This is a genomic window from Pseudomonas sp. 8209, from assembly GCF_028682105.1.
In the GTDB taxonomy this organism is placed as follows: domain Bacteria; phylum Pseudomonadota; class Gammaproteobacteria; order Pseudomonadales; family Pseudomonadaceae; genus Aquipseudomonas; species Aquipseudomonas palmensis.
Map to the genome: position 1 here is coordinate 90,722 of NZ_JANIAH010000003.1, position 17,805 is coordinate 108,526.

Genomic DNA, 17,805 nt, shown 5'->3' on the forward strand with positions numbered 1-17,805 from the left:
GCAAGTCTCAATGGCTCTGGCCATGCCAGGGCACCAGCTTGCGCTGCAGGGCGCGCAAGCTCATTTCCAATGCGAAGGCGATCAGGGCAATCACCAGAATGCCCAGCACCACCACGTCGGTCACCAGGAACTGCGCGGCTGACTGCACCATGAAGCCCAGCCCGCTGGTGGCGGCAATCAGTTCGGCGGCCACCAGGGTCGACCAGCCCACGCCCAGGCCGATGCGCACGCCGGTAAGAATGTCGGGCAGTGCGCTGGGCAGGATCACGTGGCGAATCAGTTGTGCCCGGGTGGCCCCCAGCGACTGCGCGGCGCGCAGCCTGGCCGGGTCGACGGTGCGCACGCCGGTGGCAGTGGCGATGGCGATCGGGGCGAATATCGCCAGGTAGATCAGCAGCACCTTGGACAACTCGCCGATGCCGCACCAGATCACGATCAACGGCAGGTAGGCCAGCGGCGGGATCGGCCGGTAGAACTCGATCAGCGGGTCGAAGATGCCGCGGGCAATACGGTTGTGGCCGATGGCGATGCCGATCGGGATTGCGGTCAGGATCGCCGCGCCCAGGGCCAGGCCGATACGCTGCAGGCTCGCGCCCAGGTGCTGCCACAGGGTCGATTCCATGTAGCCCTGGGTCATCAGTAGCCAGGCCTTGCCCAGCACCGCCTCGGGCGAGGGCAGAAACAGCGGCTCGATCCATTCGGCGGCGGTCACCGCCCACCAGGCCAGCAGCAGCGTGGCCAGGGTCAGTACGCTGATCCAGCGTGTGCTCAGGCTGCGCCGCACCTTCACGGGCACCGCTGCAGCAGCGGCAGGTTTGGCCGTTACCGGCAGGTCGAGGCTGCTCATGCGAGCTCCTTGCGCGGTGTGGCGCTGCGTTGGGAGAACACCCGCGACAGTACGTGCTCGCGGGTTTCGATGAAGCGTGGGTCGGACTTGATCGCGCGTGCCGATTCGCCTGCGGCGTAGCGCTGGCCGAAGTCCAGTTGCAGGCGCTCGACGATCTGCCCCGGGTTGGGCGCCAGCAGCACCAGTTCGGTGGCCAGGAACACCGCCTCCTCGATGTCGTGGGTAATCAGGAACACCGGTTTGGCGGTGCGTTGCCACACCTGCAGCAGCAGTTCCTGCATCTGTTCGCGGGTGAATGCATCCAGGGCGCCGAACGGCTCGTCCATCAGCAGGATGCGCGGGTCGGCAGCCAGTGCACGGGCCAGGCCCACACGCTGCTTCTGCCCGCCCGACAACTGCCAGATACGCCGGCTGCCGAAGTCGGCCAGGTCCACCAGGGCGAGCATTTCGCGGGCCCTGGCTTCACGTTGTGCACGGGGTACGCCGGCCAGTTCCAGGCCGAAGCCGACGTTGGCCAGTACGTCCTGCCAGGGCAGCAGGGCGTCGTCCTGGAACACCACGCCACGGTCGGCGCCGGGGCCCTGCACCGCTTGGCCATCGAGGGTGATGCGCCCGGCGCTGGGGGTGACGAAGCCGGCGATCAGGTTGAGCAGCGAAGTCTTGCCGCTGCCGGAAGGGCCCAGGGCCACCAGCAGCTGCTGCGGGCCCAGGCTCAGTGAGATGTCGGCCAGTACGGGTTCGGCAGCGCCGGGGTACTGTGCGCTGATGCGCTCCAGTTGTAGCAGGGCCATGAAGAGGCTCCGGTGTCAGTTGGTGATGAACTGGGCGCTGACATAGGGCGCGTAGTCCGGCAGTACCGCGTCGACCTTGCCTTGTTCCTTGAGGAAGGTGGCGGTGTCGGTGATGGCCTTGGTGGTCGGTGCGCCCAGGGCCGCGACCTGGTCGGCGGCCAGCGGGAACACGTTGCCCTGCAGCAGGCCCGGAATGTCCGCGGCCTTGGCGCCGGAAAGCTTGACCAGCTTGTCGACGTTGGCCTTGTCGGCCAGCCAGGCTTGCGGGTTTTTGCGGTAGTCGGCGTAGGCGTCGAGGGTGACCTTGGCGAAGGCCTTGACGATCTCGGGGTGCTTGGCGGCGAAGTCCTTGCGCACGATCCAGGCGTCGAAGGTCGGTGCGCCTTTTTCGGCCAGCTCGCCGGAGGTGATCAGCACCTTGCCGTTTTCCTTGGCCACGCCCAGGGCTGGGTCCCATACGTAGGTGGCGTCGATGTCGCCGCGCTTCCAGGCGGCGATGATCGCCGGTGGCGCGAGGTTGAGGATCTGCACCTTGGACGGGTCGATGTTCCACTGTTTGAGTGCGGCCAGCAGGCTGTAGTGGCCGGTGGACACGAACGGTACGGCGATCTTCTTGCCGATCAGGTCCTGCGGCGAGTTGATGCCGCTGCCCTCGCGAGCCACCAGTGCCTCGGCGGCGCCGATCTGGGTGGCGATCAGGAAGGTTTCCACCGGCAGCTTGCGGGTGGCGGCGGCGGCCAGGGGGCTGGATCCCAGGTAGCCGATCTGTACGTCACCGGAGGCGACGGCGGTGATCACGTCGGCGCCGCTGTCGAACTTGCGCCAGTCGATGCTGGCCTTGCTGGTCTTTTCATAGTTGCCATCGACCTGGGCCACCTTGGCCGGATCGACGGTGGTCTGGTAGGCCACGGTCAGGTCGGCGGCCTGGACGAAGAAGGCGGCACCGGCCAGGGCCAGGGCGGTGAACAGGCGCAGCGGGGCAGGCAGGGTCATGGAAAACTCCTCGTCAGGCGGGTAGGCGGTGTGGATGACGAGAAGACTAGTTGATCTAAGAATTCCGAAATAAATAACTTTTTGGCATTAGCTTAGGAGTCATTGGCTGGATGACCCGGGTCAAGGTGGTCGCTGCCAGGGTGGTGAACAATCGCGGGCTGCCGGGGCAATGAGGAAGATGATCGGTATAAAAAATATCTTTTTAAGAAGATATGGGAATTAGCTTATGGGCTATCCTGCAAAACGCTGAAATAATCGGACTATATTCCGTAATAATCTGAAAAATTCACAAAATTGTCTTTTTTGATTTATAGGATTGTCATTATCCTTCGCACCCAAGGCCGGCGCCTTAGACCAAAGTAGTGAAACGACTGGTTACGATTGACTTATCAGTCACGCTTTGGTGCTAATCGCCAATCGTCTTTGGAGCGGAACGACAGAGTCTGCCCATCAAGCGACACACAAAAATTAGAATCGAAAGGAGTGATGCATGAACAAGTCCAGCCTGGCACTTGCCGTGGCCGTAGGGGTACTGGCCCAGCAAGCGGGTGCAGCCGGTTTTGTGGAAGACAGCAAGGCGAGCATCACTGCGCGCAACTTCTACATCAACCAAGACAACCGTGATGGCACCGCCAAACCTTCCAAGCAGGAAGAATGGGGCCAAGGTTTCATCTTCAACTTCAGCTCGGGCTTCACCGAAGGTACTGTCGGCTTTGGTGTCGACGCCATCGGCCTGGCCGGTTTCCGTCTGGACTCGGGTAAAGGCACCCACTACAACCCAACCAGCTCTGCCAAGGGCGGCCTGGTGTTCCCAACCGACGGCGACGGCCGTGCGGTCAACGAATTCAGCAGCGTGGGCCTGACCGGCAAGGTCAAGATCTCGAAAACCGTCGCTCAGCTGGGCACCCTGCAGCCAAAACTGCCGGTCGTGACCTACAACGACGGTCGTCTGCTGCCGCAGACTTTCGAAGGTGGCCAGATCACCTCGAACGAAATCGACAACCTGACCCTGATCGGCGGCAAGCTGGAACATGCCAAGGGCCGTAACTCGACCAACAACGAGTCGTTGAGCATCGCCGGCTCCAACGCCGCCAGCGGAGGCAAGCGCAGCAACGGCTTCTACTACGCCGGTGCCGACTACAAGGTCACCAAGGACCTGTTGGCGCAGTACTACTACGGCAACCTGGACGACTTCTACAAGCAGCACTTCCTGGGCCTGACCCACACCCTGGCACTGCCAGTGGGTAGCCTGAAGTCCGACCTGCGCTACTTCTACAGTGATTCGGACGGCAAGAACGGCAGCACCGAAGGCCGCCTGGCCGGCTACCGTGCCTCCGGCTACCAGAACAACGGTGAAGTCGACAACCGTACCTGGAGCGCCAAGTTCACCTACAGCCTGCAAGGCCATGCCTTGAGTGCCGGCTACCAGCGCGTCAACGGTACCAGCGACTTCCCGTTCCTGAACCAGGGCGACGGTGCGACCAGCTACCTGATCACCGACGTGCAGATCGGCAAGTTCCAGCGTGCCGGCGAGCGCACCTGGCTGGCGCAGTACGCCTATGACTTCGCTGCCATCGGCGTGCCTGGCCTGACCACCTCCGTAATCTACCTCAAGGGCGACAACGTCAACGCGCCGGGCAGTGACCGTTCCGAGTGGGAACGTGACTTCACCCTGGGCTATGTCGTACCGGAAGGTACCCTCAAGGGTCTGGGCCTGGCCTGGCGTAACGCCTCGCTGCGTTCCGACGCGGTCAACCAGCGCGACCAGGACGAAAACCGTCTGATCCTCAGCTACACCTACAGCTTCCTGTAAGGCCTGGCTGAACGAAAAGCCCCGCCGTGTGCGGGGTTTTTTTTGCCCGTGAATTGATAGGCTTTTCAGTTATAAATAAATCGATATTTATTCTTTTTAACCTTATGCACAGGCAGGCTACAGTGAGGTCATAAACAACCCAGCCAAGGAGCCGCACCATGAGCCTCAGACTCGGCGATATCGCCCCCGATTTCGAACAGGATTCCAGCGCGGGCAAGATCCGCTTCCACGAGTGGCTGGGCGACAGCTGGGGCGTGCTGTTCTCGCACCCCGCCGACTTCACCCCGGTGTGCACCACGGAACTGGGCTTTACCGCCAAGCTCAAGGACCAGTTCGCCGAGCGCGGGGTCAAGGCCATCGCGCTGTCGGTCGACCCGGTGGACTCGCACCACCGCTGGATCGAAGACATCAATGAAACCCAGAACACCCTCGTCAACTTCCCGATCCTGGCCGACGCCGACCGCAAGGTGTCGGACCTGTACGACCTGATCCACCCCAACGCCAGCGACACCCTGACGGTACGCTCCCTGTTCGTGATCGACCCGAACAAGAAGATCCGCCTGACCATCACCTACCCGGCCAGCACCGGCCGCAACTTCAACGAGATTTTGCGGGTGATCGATTCGTTGCAGCTCACCGACAACCACAAGGTCGCCACCCCGGCCAACTGGCAGGACGGTGACGAGGTGGTGATCGTGCCGTCGCTCAAGGACGAAGAGGAAATCAAGCGGCGCTTTCCGAAGGGCTACCGGGCGGTCAAGCCGTACCTGCGCCTGACCCCGCAGCCTAACCGTTGAATGTTTTGATGTAGCCACAGCAGGGCATTTCGGGGCCGTTTCGACGGCCCTTTTTTTATGTCCGCGCGGGCCTCTTTCGCCGGCAAGGCCGGCTCCTGCAAGGTTGCACTGCCCCCTGTAGGAGCCGGCCTTGCCGGCGAAGCTCTTATAGTTCCATATAGAATAAACAAATGAAAAAATATGATTTATTGGTATATATGCCGAGCTGTTATGGTCACTCCACTCCAGCGAGATCCAATCTCGCGGCCCTCTAGAACACGATCAAGGAAGTGCTCCAATGCTGGTTGTTTCTCTCGGCGGTAGTCCCAGTCTGCGTTCGCGCTCCGGCGTCCTGCTCGACCGCGCGCGGCAATGGCTGAACAGCCAGGGCGTGGAAGTGGTGAGCTTCCAGGTGCGCGATTTCCCCGCCGAAGACCTGCTGCACGCACGTTTCGACAGCCCCACGGTGCAGCACTTCCTGCAACTGGTAGCCCAGGCCGACGGCCTGGTGGTTGCCACCCCGGTATACAAGGCGTCTTTCGCCGGTGCGCTGAAGACCCTGCTCGACCTGCTGCCCGAGCGTGCGCTGGAACACAAGGTGGTTCTGCCCATCGCCACCGGTGGCAGCATCGCCCACATGCTGGCGGTGGACTACGCGCTCAAGCCGGTGCTCTCGGCGCTCAAGGCCCAGGAGACCCTGCAGGGGATCTTCGCCGACGACAGCCAGATCGCCTACGGCGAAGGCAGCGCCGCCGCCCAATTGGCGCCGGTGCTTGAGCAGCGTCTCAACGAATCGCTGGAGCTGTTTCACAGCGCCCTGGCGCGCCGCCCCAAGCCGGTGGCCCCGGGCCTGCTCAACGAACGTCTGCTCAGTGCTCGCTGGAGCATCTGAAGCGCTACACCGGCTTTACCGTCTTACCCCACCTTACTCGCCCGCCAACGGGCAAGCAGGTGCAGCCTGAACCCCCACAGCAAAAAGGAGAGCGCTATGCGCACTGTCGTTTTGCGTCGCGGTCTGGTCGCTCTGTTTGCTGCGGCTGTGTCCTTCGGCGCCATCACTCAAGCCCAGGCCGAGAGCCTGCGCATCGGTTACCAGAAGTACGGCACCCTGGTGCTGCTCAAGGCCAAGGGCTCCCTTGAAAAGCGCCTGGCCGCCCAGGGCGTGCAGGTGCAGTGGACTGAATTCCCCGGCGGCCCGCAGCTGCTCGAGGGCCTCAACGTGGGCTCCATCGACTTTGGCGTGACCGGCGAAACCCCGCCCGTGTTTGCCCAGGCCGCCGGTGCCGACCTGCTCTACGTGGCCTACGAGCCGCCGGCCCCCACCAGCGAGGCGATCCTGGTACCCAAGGGTTCGCCGATCCAGTCGGTGAAGGAACTCAAGGGCAAGAAGGTCGCCCTGAACAAGGGCTCCAACGTGCATTACCTGCTGGTGCGCGCCCTGGAAGACGCCGGCCTCAAGTACACCGACATCACGCCGGTATTCCTGCCGCCAGCCGATGCCCGCGCCGCGTTCGAGCGTGGCAGCGTCGACGCCTGGGTCATCTGGGACCCGTACCAGGCCGCCGCCGAGCAGCAGTTGCAGGCACGCACCCTGCGCGATGGCAGTGGCATCGTCGACAACCACCAGTTCTATCTGGCCACCCGGCCCTATGCGCAGCAGCACCCTGAGGTGATCGCCGCGCTGGTGGACGAGGTGCGCGCGGTGGGCGAGTGGTCCAAGGCCAACCCGCAGGAGGTCACCGACCAGGTGGCGCCGCTGCTGGGCCTGCCGGCCGACATCACCCTGACCTCGGTCAAGCGCCAGGGCTACGGTGCGCATTTCCTGACCCCGGACGTGGTCACCGCCCAGCAGAAGATCGCCGACACCTTCCATACCCTGAAGCTGATTCCCAAGCCGCTGAGCATCAAGGATGTGATCTGGACGCCACCGGCCAAGGTCGCCACCGCGCCTTGACGTTCGACCGCACCGGGGCGCCGCCCCGGCTTGCGCCACCCCTTAGGAGACAACTCCAATGAGCCTCAATGTTTTCTGGTTTCTGCCAACCCACGGCGACGGTCATTACCTTGGCACCGCCGAAGGTGCTCGCGCTGTCGATCATGGTTACCTGCAACAGATCGCCCAGGCCGCCGACCGTCTGGGCTTCGGTGGCGTGCTGATCCCTACCGGCCGCTCGTGCGAAGACTCGTGGCTGGTGGCCGCGTCGCTGATTCCGGTGACCCAGCGCCTGAAGTTCCTGGTGGCCCTGCGCCCGGGAATCATCTCGCCGACCGTGGCGGCACGCCAGGCCGCGACCCTCGACCGCCTGTCCAATGGCCGTGCGCTGTTCAACCTGGTGACCGGTGGCGACCCGGAAGAGCTGTCCGGCGACGGCCTGTTCCTCAGTCACGAAGAGCGCTACCAGGCCTCGGTGGAATTCACCCGCATCTGGCGCCGCGTGCTGGAAGGCGAAACCGTCGACTACGATGGCCAGCACATCAAGGTAAAAGGCGCCAAGCTGCTCTACCCGCCGGTGCAACAGCCACGCCCGCCGCTGTACTTCGGTGGCTCGTCGGAAGCGGCGCAAGACCTCGCCGCCGAACAGGTCGAGCTGTACCTGACCTGGGGCGAGCCACCGGCCGCCGTGGCCGAGAAAATCGAACAGGTGCGCGCCAAGGCCGCCCAGCAGGGCCGTAGCGTTCGTTTCGGTATCCGCCTGCACGTGATCGTGCGCGAGACCAACGCCGAGGCCTGGCAAGCGGCCGAGCGTCTGATCTCGCACCTGGACGACGACACCATTGCCCGTGCCCAGGCCTCGCTGGCGCGCTTCGACTCGGTGGGCCAGCAACGCATGGCTGCGCTGCATGGCGGCAACCGCGACAACCTGGAGGTCAGCCCCAACCTGTGGGCCGGGGTCGGCCTGGTGCGTGGCGGTGCCGGCACCGCGCTGGTCGGCGATGGCCCGACCGTGGCCGCACGGGTCAAGGAATACGCCGACCTGGGTATCGACACCTTCATCTTTTCCGGTTACCCGCATTTGGAAGAGTCCTACCGCGTGGCCGAACTGCTGTTCCCGCACCTGGACATCCAGCGCCCCCAGGCCCCGGCCGGTGCCAACTACGTAAGCCCGTTCGGTGAGATGGTCGCCAACGACATCCTGCCCAAAGCCGCGGCCAAGGCGTGAGGATCGAAGCATGAAACGATCCTCCATTCCCTTGTCGCATCGCCTGGCGCCGTGGGCCCTGCCCGTGCTGCTGCTGGCGGTGTGGCAGCTGGCGGTCAGCGCCGGCTGGCTGTCGACGCGCATCCTGCCAGCGCCGAGCGCGGTGCTCAGTGCCGGCGTGGAGCTGGTGCGCAGCGGCGAAATCTGGACCCACCTGGCCATCAGCGGCTGGCGCGCCGCGGTCGGCTTCGTGATCGGCGGCAGCATCGGCCTGGCGCTGGGCTTCATCACCGGCCTGTCGAAGTGGGGCGAACGCCTGCTCGACAGCTCGGTGCAGATGATCCGCAACGTGCCGCACCTGGCGCTGATCCCGCTGGTGATCCTGTGGTTCGGCATCGACGAGTCGGCAAAGATCTTTCTGGTGGCCCTGGGCACCCTGTTCCCGATCTACCTGAACACCTACCACGGCATCCGCAACGTCGACCCGGCGCTGGTGGAGATGGCCCGCAGCTATGGCCTGAGCGGTTTTGCGCTGTTTCGCCAGGTGATCCTGCCCGGTGCGCTGCCCTCGATCCTGGTGGGCGTGCGCTTCGCGCTGGGCTTCATGTGGCTGACCCTGATCGTGGCCGAAACCATCTCGGCCAACGCCGGCATCGGCTACCTGGCGATGAACGCCCGCGAATTTCTGCAAACCGACGTGGTGGTGCTGGCGATCGTGCTGTACGCCGTGCTCGGCAAGCTCGCCGACCTGGCCGCCCGTGGCCTGGAGCGTGTATGGCTGCGCTGGCACCCGGCCTATCAAGTCAGCAAGGGAGACGGCGCATGACCGTGCTCAAGGAACAACCGCCACGGCTGCTGCGCGGAATACCGCTGGCCGTGCACAAGCTGCAAAAGACCTTTGGCCAACGTCAGGTGCTGCGCGACATCGACTTGCACATCCCGGCGGGCCAGTTCGTTGCCATCGTCGGCCGTAGCGGCTGCGGCAAGAGCACCCTGCTGCGTCTGCTGGCCGGGCTCGACCAGCCCAGTGCCGGCGAGCTGCTGGCCGGTTCTGCGGCGCTCAGCGATGCCCGCGAGGACACCCGGCTGATGTTCCAGGAGGCGCGCCTGCTGCCCTGGAAGAAAGTCATCGACAACGTCGGCCTGGGGCTTACCGGCAACTGGCGTGAGCGTGCGTTGCAGGCGCTGGAGGCGGTGGGCCTGGCAGACCGGGCCAACGAGTGGCCGGCGGCGTTGTCCGGTGGGCAGAAGCAGCGCGTGGCCCTGGCCCGTGCGCTGATTCACCAGCCGCGCCTGCTGCTGCTGGACGAGCCGCTGGGCGCACTGGATGCGCTGACCCGGATCGAGATGCAGCAACTGATCGAGAACCTGTGGCGCAAGCACGGCTTCACCGTGTTGCTGGTGACCCATGACGTCAGCGAAGCGGTGGCGGTGGCCGATCGGGTGATCCTGATCGAGGACGGCGAGATCGGCCTGGACCTGCTGGTCGACCTGCCGCGTCCGCGGGCACGCGGCTCGCATCGCCTGGCGGCGCTGGAAACCGAAGTGCTGAACCGTGTCCTGTCGGTGCCGGGCACCCCGCCCGAGCCTGAACCTGTAGCACCTTTGCCCACGCAACTGCGTTGGGCCCATTGATCTTTCGTCTTTAAAAGGAAACCTGCACATGACCATCAAAGCGATCAACGTACGTAACCAGTTCAAAGGCACTGTGAAAGAAATCCTGGAAGGTCCTGTACTGTCGGAAATCGACGTGCAGACGGCATCGGGCATCGTCACCTCGGTGATCACCACCCGTTCGGTCAAGGAGCTGGAACTGGTGGTGGGCAGTGAGGTGATTGCGTTCGTGAAGTCGACTGAAGTGTCGATCGCCAAGCTCTGAAAAAGCTTCGCCGGCAAGGCCGGCTCCTACAGGTTTACAGCGGGCCTGTAGGAGCCGGCCTTGCCGGCGAAAGGGCCGTCAGCGTTTGGGCAGAAAGGGCGGCAGGTACAACCCCAGGTACGCATCGAACACCCGCATTCCTTCCTCCGCCATGCGCGGGGTGATCTGTCCGTGCAGCTGCACCGAACGGGCATACACCCGGTCTCCCAGCTCCATCGCCAGGGCAAACACATCCACATCGTCCGGCAACGCCGGCAGCCGGAAGTGCTCGGCAAACAGCTTGTGCATCAGGTCGCCCAGCTCGATATCGTGCTGGCGGTCGGCCTGGGTCACTTCGCTCAGCCCATGCTGCGCCAGAATCAGCTGGCGCGCCGCCGCATCCTGGTTGTAGATGCTCAGCATGCGCTGCTCCACCAGGCGCGACAGGTCGCCCCAGTGCTGCAGGCTGCCAGGCTCGATCGGCGCCTGCAGGCAGGCGCGAAAGGCGCTGTGCACATCCGCCGTCAAGGCTTCGAGCAGCGCCGGCACACTGGCGAAGAAGTGGTACACCGACGAGGGTGGGATCTGTGCGCGTTCGGCCACTGCATAGATCGACAGGCTGGCCACGCCTTCGCTGGCCAGCAGGTCGCGTGCGGCGGCCAGGATCGAGTCGATCCGGGCCTGGCTGGCAGCGCGCGGTTTGCGGGGCGTGGCTGCACGGCTCATGTCAGTTGCTGATCGCCAGGATGCTGGCCTGGTAGGCGCCCACGAACAGGTCGAAATCGACCACGTCCTCTTCGCGCTCCAGGGTGGCCTGGGCCTCCAGCGATTCACGCGCCAGGGCCTCGAAACGCTGCTGCGCCTCGCTGCTCAGCGGCGTGCCGCGCAAGTAGTCGGCATGCGCCTGGCTCTGGCGCAGGGAGAAGCGGCTGAAGCTCTCCTTGTGCTCGGTCATGCTCGCCAGCACCTGGGCCGACGGCGTCAGCGACGGGTCGCTGACCTTGGCCGCCTGCGCGGCCAGGGCCTTGGCGTGCTCGTCGCTGGCGTGGCTGCGGTCGAGCAGTTCGGCCAGCGGGGCGATACGTTGCAGCAGCTCGTCGGCCCACTGCTTGAGCGCGACCGGCTGGCCGTCACGTTGCAGTTCCAGGCCAGGCTTGCGGCCCTGCTTGACCACGCTGAGGAAGTTGCTGGTGCACTGGCCGCACTCGCCATTGTCCAGCAGCGGGCTCTGCTCCAGTGCGCAGAACAGCAGGAAGGCGTCGAGGAAGCGCGCTTCGGTGAGGTCGATGCCGGTGGGCAGGAACGGATTGATGTCCAGGCAGCGTACTTCGATGTACTGGATGCCGCGGGCCATCAGCGCCTGGATCGGCCGCTCGCCGCTGTAGGTCACGCGCTTGGGGCGGATGTTGGAGTAGTACTCGTTTTCGATCTGCAGGATGTTGGTGTTCAGCTGCACCCACTCGCCATCCTTGTGCGTGCCGATCTCGACATACGGCGCATAGGGCGTGGCGACGGCCTTGCGCAGGCTGTCGGTGTAGCTGGCCAGGTTGTTGTAGCACGGCGTCAGGCCGGCCTGGGCGTTGCTCTGGTAACCCAGGTCGCTCATGCGCAGGCTGGTGGCGTAGGGCAGGTACAGGGTGTCGGCATCGAATTGTTCGAGCTGGTGCGCGCGGCCGCGCAGGAAGCCTGCGTCCAGCGCCGGGGAGGCGCCGAACAGGTACATCAGCAGCCAGCTGTAGCGACGGAAGTTGCGGATCAGTGCGATGTACGCCGACGACTGGTAGTCGCGGTCGTCGCCCGCCTGGCCTTCGGCCTGGCGCAGCAGCGGCCAGATCTGTTCTGGCAGCGAAAAATTGTAGTGGATGCCGGCAATGCATTGCATGGTGCGCCCGTAGCGCAGGGCCAGGCCCTTGCGGTACACGTACTTGAGCTGACCGATGTTCGAGGTGCCGTACCAGGCGATCGGGATGTCTTCCTCGGCCGGCAGCGGGCAGGGCATCGACGGGCTCCACAGGTATTCGTTACCGAGCTTGCTGTAGGCGAAGCGATGGATGTTCTCGAGGCTTTCGAGGGTCTGGGCAGGGTCGGCCAGGGCAGGGGTGATGAACTCCAGCAGCGACTCGGAATAGTCGGTGGTGATCTGCTCGTGGGTCAGGGCCGCGCCCAGGGCTTCGGGGTGCGGGGTCTGGGCCAGACGACCGTCCTCGGTCACGCGCAGGCATTCACGCTCGATGCCGTGCAGGCACTGCTTGAGCAGGGAGAGGTTGTCGCCCTGGCCGAGCAGGCTCAGGCGGCGGTTGAGAAGTTCGCTCAAGATGGATTCCTTCACGCGTCAGTCGCCCCAATATGGGGGTGGAAACGACGGTCTACAAGGGTGGACAGAGGAACTGGCGTGGTCGCCTGGTTTTCGCAGGGTTCCGGCAGTGCCCGCGCACTGCCGAAAGTACCGCACATTGGGCATTTGCGGCTAGAGCACGGTGAAGGTGCCCTGGGCCCTGGCCATCAGTTTTTCGCCTTGCAGCACGTCGGCATCGACCACCAGGATGCGCCGCCCGGCCTGCAGCACGCGGGCCACGCACAGCACCTCGCCCTCGCTGACCGGACGCAGGTAGTTGATCTTGCATTCCACGGTGACGCTCTGCTTGTCGAAGCCATGGGCGCTGGAGCAGGCCAGGCCCATGGCGATGTCGACCAGGCTGAAGATCGCCCCGCCATGCAGCTTGCCGCCGCGGTTGCGCAGGTGCGGCTCAAGGGCCAGGGCCACCTCGGCAACGCCCTGGTCGAGGCGTTGCAGGCGACAGCCGAGCAGTTGGCTGAATGCGCTGCGCACCTGCTCTTCGGGCAGGTCGGTCACTTCTTCTTCAACTGCTTGGCGTTGGCGAACAGCGAGGCCATGGCGTTGTTGGCCGGGGCCGGGGTCTCCTTGGCGCGTGCCGGCTGCTGCTGGCGCGGTGCCGAGCCCGGGCGGCTGCCGCGGGCGCCGTCGATTTTCTCGCCCGGGGTGTCGCCCATGCGCATCGACAGGCCCACGCGCTTGCGCGGAATGTCCACTTCCATGACCTTGACCTTGACCACGTCGCCGGCCTTGACCGCTTCACGCGGGTCCTTGATGAACTTCTCCGACAGCGCCGAGATGTGTACCAGGCCGTCCTGGTGCACGCCGATGTCGACGAAGGCGCCGAAGTTGGTCACGTTGGTGACCACGCCTTCGAGGATCATGCCCAGTTGCAGGTCCTTGAGGTCTTCGACGCCTTCCTGGAACTCGGCGGTCTTGAACTCGGGGCGCGGGTCGCGGCCGGGCTTGTCCAGCTCTTGCAGGATGTCGGTGACGGTCGGCAGGCCGAAGGTTTCGTCGGTGAATTTTTTCGGGTCCAGGCGCTTGAGAAAGCCGCTGTCGCCGATCAGCGAGCGGATGTCGCGGTCGGTGTCGGCGGCGATGCGCTGTACCAGCGGGTAGGCTTCAGGGTGCACCGCCGAGGCGTCCAGCGGGTTGTCGCCGTTCATCACGCGCAAGAAGCCTGCGGCCTGCTCGAAGGTCTTCTCGCCCAGGCGGCTGACCTTTTTCAGCGCGGCGCGGGTCTTGAAGGCACCGTTGGCATCGCGGTGTGCCACGATGTTCTGCGCCAGGGTGCTGTTGAGGCCCGAGATGCGTGCCAGCAGCGCCACCGAGGCGGTGTTGACGTCCACGCCCACGGCGTTCACGCAGTCCTCGACCACCGCATCCAGGCCACGGGCCAGCTTGAGTTGCGACACGTCGTGCTGGTACTGGCCCACACCGATGGATTTGGGGTCGATCTTGACCAGTTCGGCCAGCGGGTCCTGCAGGCGACGGGCAATCGACACCGCGCCGCGGATCGACACGTCCAGGTCGGGGAATTCCTTGGCCGCCAGCTCGGAGGCCGAGTACACCGAGGCGCCGGCTTCGGAGACCATGATCTTGGTCATCTTCAAGGCTGGGTATTTCTTGATCAGCTCGGCGGCCAGCTTGTCGGTTTCACGGCTGGCGGTGCCGTTGCCGATGGCGATCAGCTCGACCTTGTGCCTGGCGCACAGGGCGGCGAGCACGGCGATGGTCTGGTCCCACTGGTTCTTGGGTACGTGCGGGTACACCGTGGCGGTGTCGAGCAGTTTGCCGGTGGCATCCACCACCGCCACCTTGCAGCCGGTGCGCAGGCCCGGGTCCAGGCCCAGGGTGGTGCGCGGGCCGGCCGGGGCGGCCAGCAGCAGGTCATGCAGGTTGTGGGCGAACACGTTGATCGCCTCGCTCTCGGCGTTGTCGCGCAGCTCGCCGAACAGGTCGGTTTCCAGGTGCGTGTAGAGCTTGACCTTCCAGGTCCAGCGCACCACTTCGCCCAGCCACTTGTCGGCTGGGCGGTTCTGGTTTTTCACGCCGAAGTGCTCGCCGATCATCATTTCGCAGGGGTGCAGGGTGCCGGGCAGCTCTTCGCCGACCTTGAGGCTGGCCGACAGCACGCCTTCGTTGCGCCCGCGGAAGATCGCCAGGGCGCGGTGCGAGGGCGCGCTCTTGAGCGGCTCGTCGTGTTCGAAGTAGTCGCGAAACTTTGCCCCTTCCTCTTCCTTGCCGGCCACCAGGCGAGCGCTGAGCACCGATTCCTGCTTGAGGAAGTTGCGCAGCTTGGCCAGCAGGCTGGCGTCTTCGGCGAAGCGCTCCATGAGGATGTACTTGGCGCCTTCGAGGGCCGCCTTGACGTCGGCCACGCCTTTTTCGGCGTCGACGAAGCGCGCTGCTTCGGTTTCCGGGTTCAGCTGCGGGTCGTTGAACAGGCCGTCGGCCAGCTCGCCCAGGCCGGCTTCCAGGGCGATCTGGCCCTTGGTGCGGCGCTTCTGCTTGTACGGCAGGTAAAGGTCTTCGAGGCGGGTCTTGGTGTCGGCCAGCTTGATCTCGCGGGCCAGCTCCGGGGTCAGCTTGCCCTGCTCCTCGATGCTGGCCAGGATGCTGGCGCGGCGGTCGTCGAGTTCGCGCAGGTAGCGCAGGCGCTCTTCCAGGTTGCGCAGTTGGGTGTCGTCCAGGCTGCCGGTCACTTCTTTACGGTAACGGGCGATAAAGGGCACCGTGGAGCCTTCATCAAGTAGAGCCACGGCCGCTTCGACCTGTTGCGGGCGGACACCGAGTTCCTCGGCGATGCGGCTGTTGATGCTGTCCATAAAACCACCTGACAATTCGTGAATGCAAAGGCCGCAGGCCGGCGCCACGGGGCGCGCTCGAGCAGGGCGACGCTGGATCAAAGCGGCGCATTATACCCAGCGATCCGGGCTTGCGGGGATCGCGGCGCGCCAGCCTGTCGGGGCATGCCGCTGGCGACTTGGGAAAAATCTGCTAACAATGCACACGGCACGCTCAAATGGCGCCTAAGCCATAATGCCCGCCGAGATTAAAGGAGCTACCCATGAGCAGCACTGCACAACCCGCCGAAGGCGAGAAAATCCTCATCGTCGATGACGACCCGGGCCTGAGCAGCCTGCTGGAGCGTTTCTTCACCAGCAAGGGCTACCGTGCCCGCGCCGTACCCAACACCGAACAGATGGACCGCCTGCTGGCGCGTGAAGTGTTCAACCTGATCGTGCTCGACCTGATGCTCCCCGGCGAAGACGGCCTGACCGCCTGCAAGCGCCTGCGCGGGGCAAACAACCAGGTGCCGATCATCATGCTCACCGCCAAGGGTGACGAACTCAGCCGCATCAAGGGCCTGGAACTGGGTGCCGACGACTACCTGGCCAAGCCGTTCAACCCCGACGAGCTGATGGCGCGGGTCAAGGCCGTGCTGCGTCGCCAGGCCCCGGTGGTACCGGGCGCACCAGGCAGCGAGGACGAAACCGTCACCTTCGGCGACTACGCGCTGTCGCTGGCCACCCGCGAACTCAAGCGCGGCGACGAAGTGCACATGCTCACCACCGGCGAATTCGCGGTGCTCAAGGCGCTGGTGATGCATGCCCGCGAGCCGCTGACTCGCGACAAGCTGATGAACCTGGCGCGCGGTCGCGAGTGGGACGCCCTGGAGCGCTCCATCGATGTGCAGATCTCGCGTTTGCGCCGCATGATCGAACCCGACCCTTCCAAGCCACGCTATATCCAGACCGTCTGGGGTGTGGGCTATGTCTTCGTGCCGGATGGCAATGCCGGCAAGTGAAGCCTTGTACAGGAGCAGGTCAGCATAGGCAGGGCGCCCCTCGGGTTGCCCTGTTTTTGCCTGTGCCGAAATCCGCAACGCCTGCGAGCCGCGCTCGCTCCTGCCAACCGTGTAGCCGTCGCCCATGAAAACGCCATTGTGGTTCCCCCAAAGCTTCTTCGCCCGCACGCTGTGGCTGGTGCTGGCCGTGGTGCTGTTCTCCAAGGCACTGACGCTGGTGTACCTGCTGATGAACGAGGACGTGCTGGTGGACCGCCAGTACAGCCACGGCGTCGCACTGACGCTGCGCGCCTACTGGGCGGCCGATGAGGAAAACCGCGAGAAGATTGCCGAAGCCGCCGGCTTGAAGCGGGTGGTCGGCACCGGTGTGCCCGAGGGTGAGCAGCACTGGCCCTACAGCGAGATCTACCAGCGCCAGATGCAGGCCGAACTGGGCGAGGACACCGAGGTGCGCCTGCGCATCCATGCGCCGCCGGCGCTGTGGGTACAGGCCCCGAGCCTGGGCGATGGCTGGCTGAAGGTGCCGCTGTACCCGCACCCGTTGCGCGGCCAGAAGATCTGGAACGTGCTGGGCTGGTTCCTGGCCATCGGCCTGTTGTCCACGGCTTCGGCCTGGATCTTCGTGCGCCAGCTCAACCAGCCGCTCAAGCGCCTGGTGTTCGCCGCCCGGCAACTGGGCCAGGGGCGCAGCGTGCGCCTGCCGATCAGCGACACGCCCAGCGAGATGACCGAGGTCTACCGGGCCTTCAACCAGATGGCAGAGGATGTCGAGCAGGCGGGGCGCGAGCGTGAGCTGATGCTGGCCGGGGTGTCCCATGACCTGCGCACGCCGCTGACGCGCCTGCGCCTGTCGCTGTCGCTGCTGGCCAACGAAAGCGACCTGACCGATGACATGGTGCGCGACATCGAGGACATGGACGCGATTCTCGACCAGTTCCTGGCGTTCATCCGCGATGGCCGCGACGAGCCGGTCGAGGAGGTGGACCTCAGCGACCTGGTTCGCGAGGTGGTCGCGCCGTTCAACCAGCCCGAAGAGCAGGTGCGGCTGTGCCTGGAGCCGATCCCGCCGTTTCCGCTGCGCCGGGTTTCGATCAAGCGCCTGCTCAACAACCTGATCGGCAATGCGCTGCATCACGCCGGGCAGGGCGTGGAAGTGGCGGCCTATGTCTCGGGTGACACCAGCGCGCCCTACGTGGTGCTGAGCGTGCTCGACCGCGGCGCCGGCATCGATCCGGGTGAGCTGGAGGCGATCTTCAATCCGTTCATTCGCGGTGATCGCGCCCGCAGCGGCAAGGGCACCGGCCTGGGCCTGGCTATCGTCAAGCGCATTGCCGCCCAGCACGGCGGCAATGTGGAGCTGCGCAACCGTTCCGGTGGCGGCATCGAGGCGCGGGTACGCTTGCCCCTGGGCCTGCTGCTGCCACGCGACGCGGTGTAG

General features: G+C 64.9%; 17 protein-coding genes. 10 read left to right on the top strand and 7 right to left on the bottom strand.

Annotated elements, in window-relative coordinates; genetic code table 11:
* Nucleotides 1–7 precede the first annotated feature (7 nt).
* Genes tauC through tauA form a run of 3 tightly spaced genes read right to left on the bottom strand, consistent with a single transcriptional unit; the run spans nt 8 to nt 2,631 of the window.
* Nucleotides 8–847, bottom strand: coding sequence for a taurine ABC transporter permease TauC (gene tauC / locus NP552_RS07150; protein WP_043861606.1), 840 nt, complete (start codon nt 845–847; stop codon nt 8–10).
* Nucleotides 844–1,638, bottom strand: coding sequence for a taurine ABC transporter ATP-binding subunit (tauB, locus tag NP552_RS07155; RefSeq protein WP_043861607.1), 795 nt, complete (start codon nt 1,636–1,638; stop codon nt 844–846). The genes tauC and tauB overlap by 4 nt, the downstream gene beginning before the upstream one ends.
* Nucleotides 1,639–1,653: 15 nt before the next feature.
* Nucleotides 1,654–2,631 (bottom strand): taurine ABC transporter substrate-binding protein, encoded by a 978-nt coding sequence (gene tauA / locus NP552_RS07160; RefSeq protein WP_274096599.1) that lies wholly within the window; start codon nt 2,629–2,631, stop codon nt 1,654–1,656.
* A 490-nt stretch (nt 2,632–3,121) separates the two neighbouring features.
* On the opposite strand from tauA, the gene NP552_RS07165 reads away from it, so the two are divergent.
* From NP552_RS07165 to NP552_RS07200, 8 genes are all read left to right on the top strand, one after another.
* Nucleotides 3,122–4,444 (top strand): OprD family porin, encoded by a 1,323-nt coding sequence (locus tag NP552_RS07165; protein WP_043861609.1) that lies wholly within the window; start codon nt 3,122–3,124, stop codon nt 4,442–4,444.
* 158 nt (nt 4,445–4,602) lie between these two features.
* The gene (locus tag NP552_RS07170) at nt 4,603–5,241 is read left to right on the top strand and encodes a peroxiredoxin (protein WP_054915909.1); all 639 of its coding nucleotides are present in this window, start codon (nt 4,603–4,605) and stop codon (nt 5,239–5,241) included.
* A gap of 277 nt (nt 5,242–5,518) precedes the next feature.
* Nucleotides 5,519–6,112 (top strand): NADPH-dependent FMN reductase, encoded by a 594-nt coding sequence (gene ssuE, locus NP552_RS07175; protein ID WP_043861611.1) that lies wholly within the window; start codon nt 5,519–5,521, stop codon nt 6,110–6,112.
* Between the two features lie 96 nt (nt 6,113–6,208).
* Complete coding sequence (locus tag NP552_RS07180; protein WP_054915910.1) at nt 6,209–7,174, top strand: sulfonate ABC transporter substrate-binding protein; 966 nt, start codon at nt 6,209–6,211, stop codon at nt 7,172–7,174.
* 58 nt (nt 7,175–7,232) lie between these two features.
* Nucleotides 7,233–8,381 carry an FMNH2-dependent alkanesulfonate monooxygenase gene (ssuD, locus tag NP552_RS07185; RefSeq protein ID WP_274096600.1) on the top strand — a complete coding sequence of 383 codons (1,149 nt, stop codon included), beginning with the start codon at nt 7,233–7,235 and terminating at the stop codon, nt 8,379–8,381.
* Nucleotides 8,382–8,391: 10 nt separating this feature from the next.
* Entirely contained in the window at nt 8,392–9,186 is a 795-nt protein-coding gene (gene ssuC, locus NP552_RS07190) for an aliphatic sulfonate ABC transporter permease SsuC (RefSeq protein WP_043861614.1), read from the top strand.
* Nucleotides 9,183–9,995 (top strand): aliphatic sulfonates ABC transporter ATP-binding protein, encoded by an 813-nt coding sequence (ssuB, locus tag NP552_RS07195; protein ID WP_043861615.1) that lies wholly within the window; start codon nt 9,183–9,185, stop codon nt 9,993–9,995. Before ssuC ends, ssuB begins: the two co-directional genes overlap by 4 nt.
* Before the next feature lie 28 nt (nt 9,996–10,023).
* The gene (locus NP552_RS07200; RefSeq protein ID WP_043861616.1) at nt 10,024–10,239 is read left to right on the top strand and encodes a TOBE domain-containing protein; all 216 of its coding nucleotides are present in this window, start codon (nt 10,024–10,026) and stop codon (nt 10,237–10,239) included.
* Nucleotides 10,240–10,317: 78 nt separating this feature from the next.
* Here the strand turns inward: NP552_RS07200 and NP552_RS07205 are convergent, their stop codons facing one another.
* The 4 genes from NP552_RS07205 to NP552_RS07220 all read right to left on the bottom strand — a co-directional run bounded on the left by NP552_RS07205 (nt 10,318) and on the right by NP552_RS07220 (nt 15,384).
* On the bottom strand, nt 10,318–10,944 hold the full coding sequence (locus NP552_RS07205; RefSeq protein WP_043861617.1) for a TetR/AcrR family transcriptional regulator: 627 nt from the start codon (nt 10,942–10,944) through the stop codon (nt 10,318–10,320).
* Between the two features lies 1 nt (nt 10,945).
* Nucleotides 10,946–12,532 (bottom strand): glutamate--cysteine ligase, encoded by a 1,587-nt coding sequence (gene gshA, locus NP552_RS07210; protein WP_043861618.1) that lies wholly within the window; start codon nt 12,530–12,532, stop codon nt 10,946–10,948.
* Nucleotides 12,533–12,685: 153 nt separating this feature from the next.
* The gene (locus NP552_RS07215; RefSeq protein WP_052504261.1) at nt 12,686–13,072 is read right to left on the bottom strand and encodes a PaaI family thioesterase; all 387 of its coding nucleotides are present in this window, start codon (nt 13,070–13,072) and stop codon (nt 12,686–12,688) included.
* A complete protein-coding gene (locus NP552_RS07220; RefSeq protein WP_058541685.1) occupies nt 13,069–15,384 on the bottom strand; it encodes a Tex family protein in 2,316 nt (771 codons plus the stop codon). The genes NP552_RS07215 and NP552_RS07220 overlap by 4 nt, the downstream gene beginning before the upstream one ends.
* A 242-nt stretch (nt 15,385–15,626) precedes the next feature.
* Between NP552_RS07220 and ompR the strand changes: the two genes are divergently transcribed.
* Nucleotides 15,627–16,367, top strand: coding sequence for an osmolarity response regulator transcription factor OmpR (gene ompR / locus NP552_RS07225; protein WP_043861620.1), 741 nt, complete (start codon nt 15,627–15,629; stop codon nt 16,365–16,367).
* Nucleotides 16,368–16,491: 124 nt separating this feature from the next.
* Nucleotides 16,492–17,805, top strand: coding sequence for an ATP-binding protein (locus NP552_RS07230; protein ID WP_043861621.1), 1,314 nt, complete (start codon nt 16,492–16,494; stop codon nt 17,803–17,805).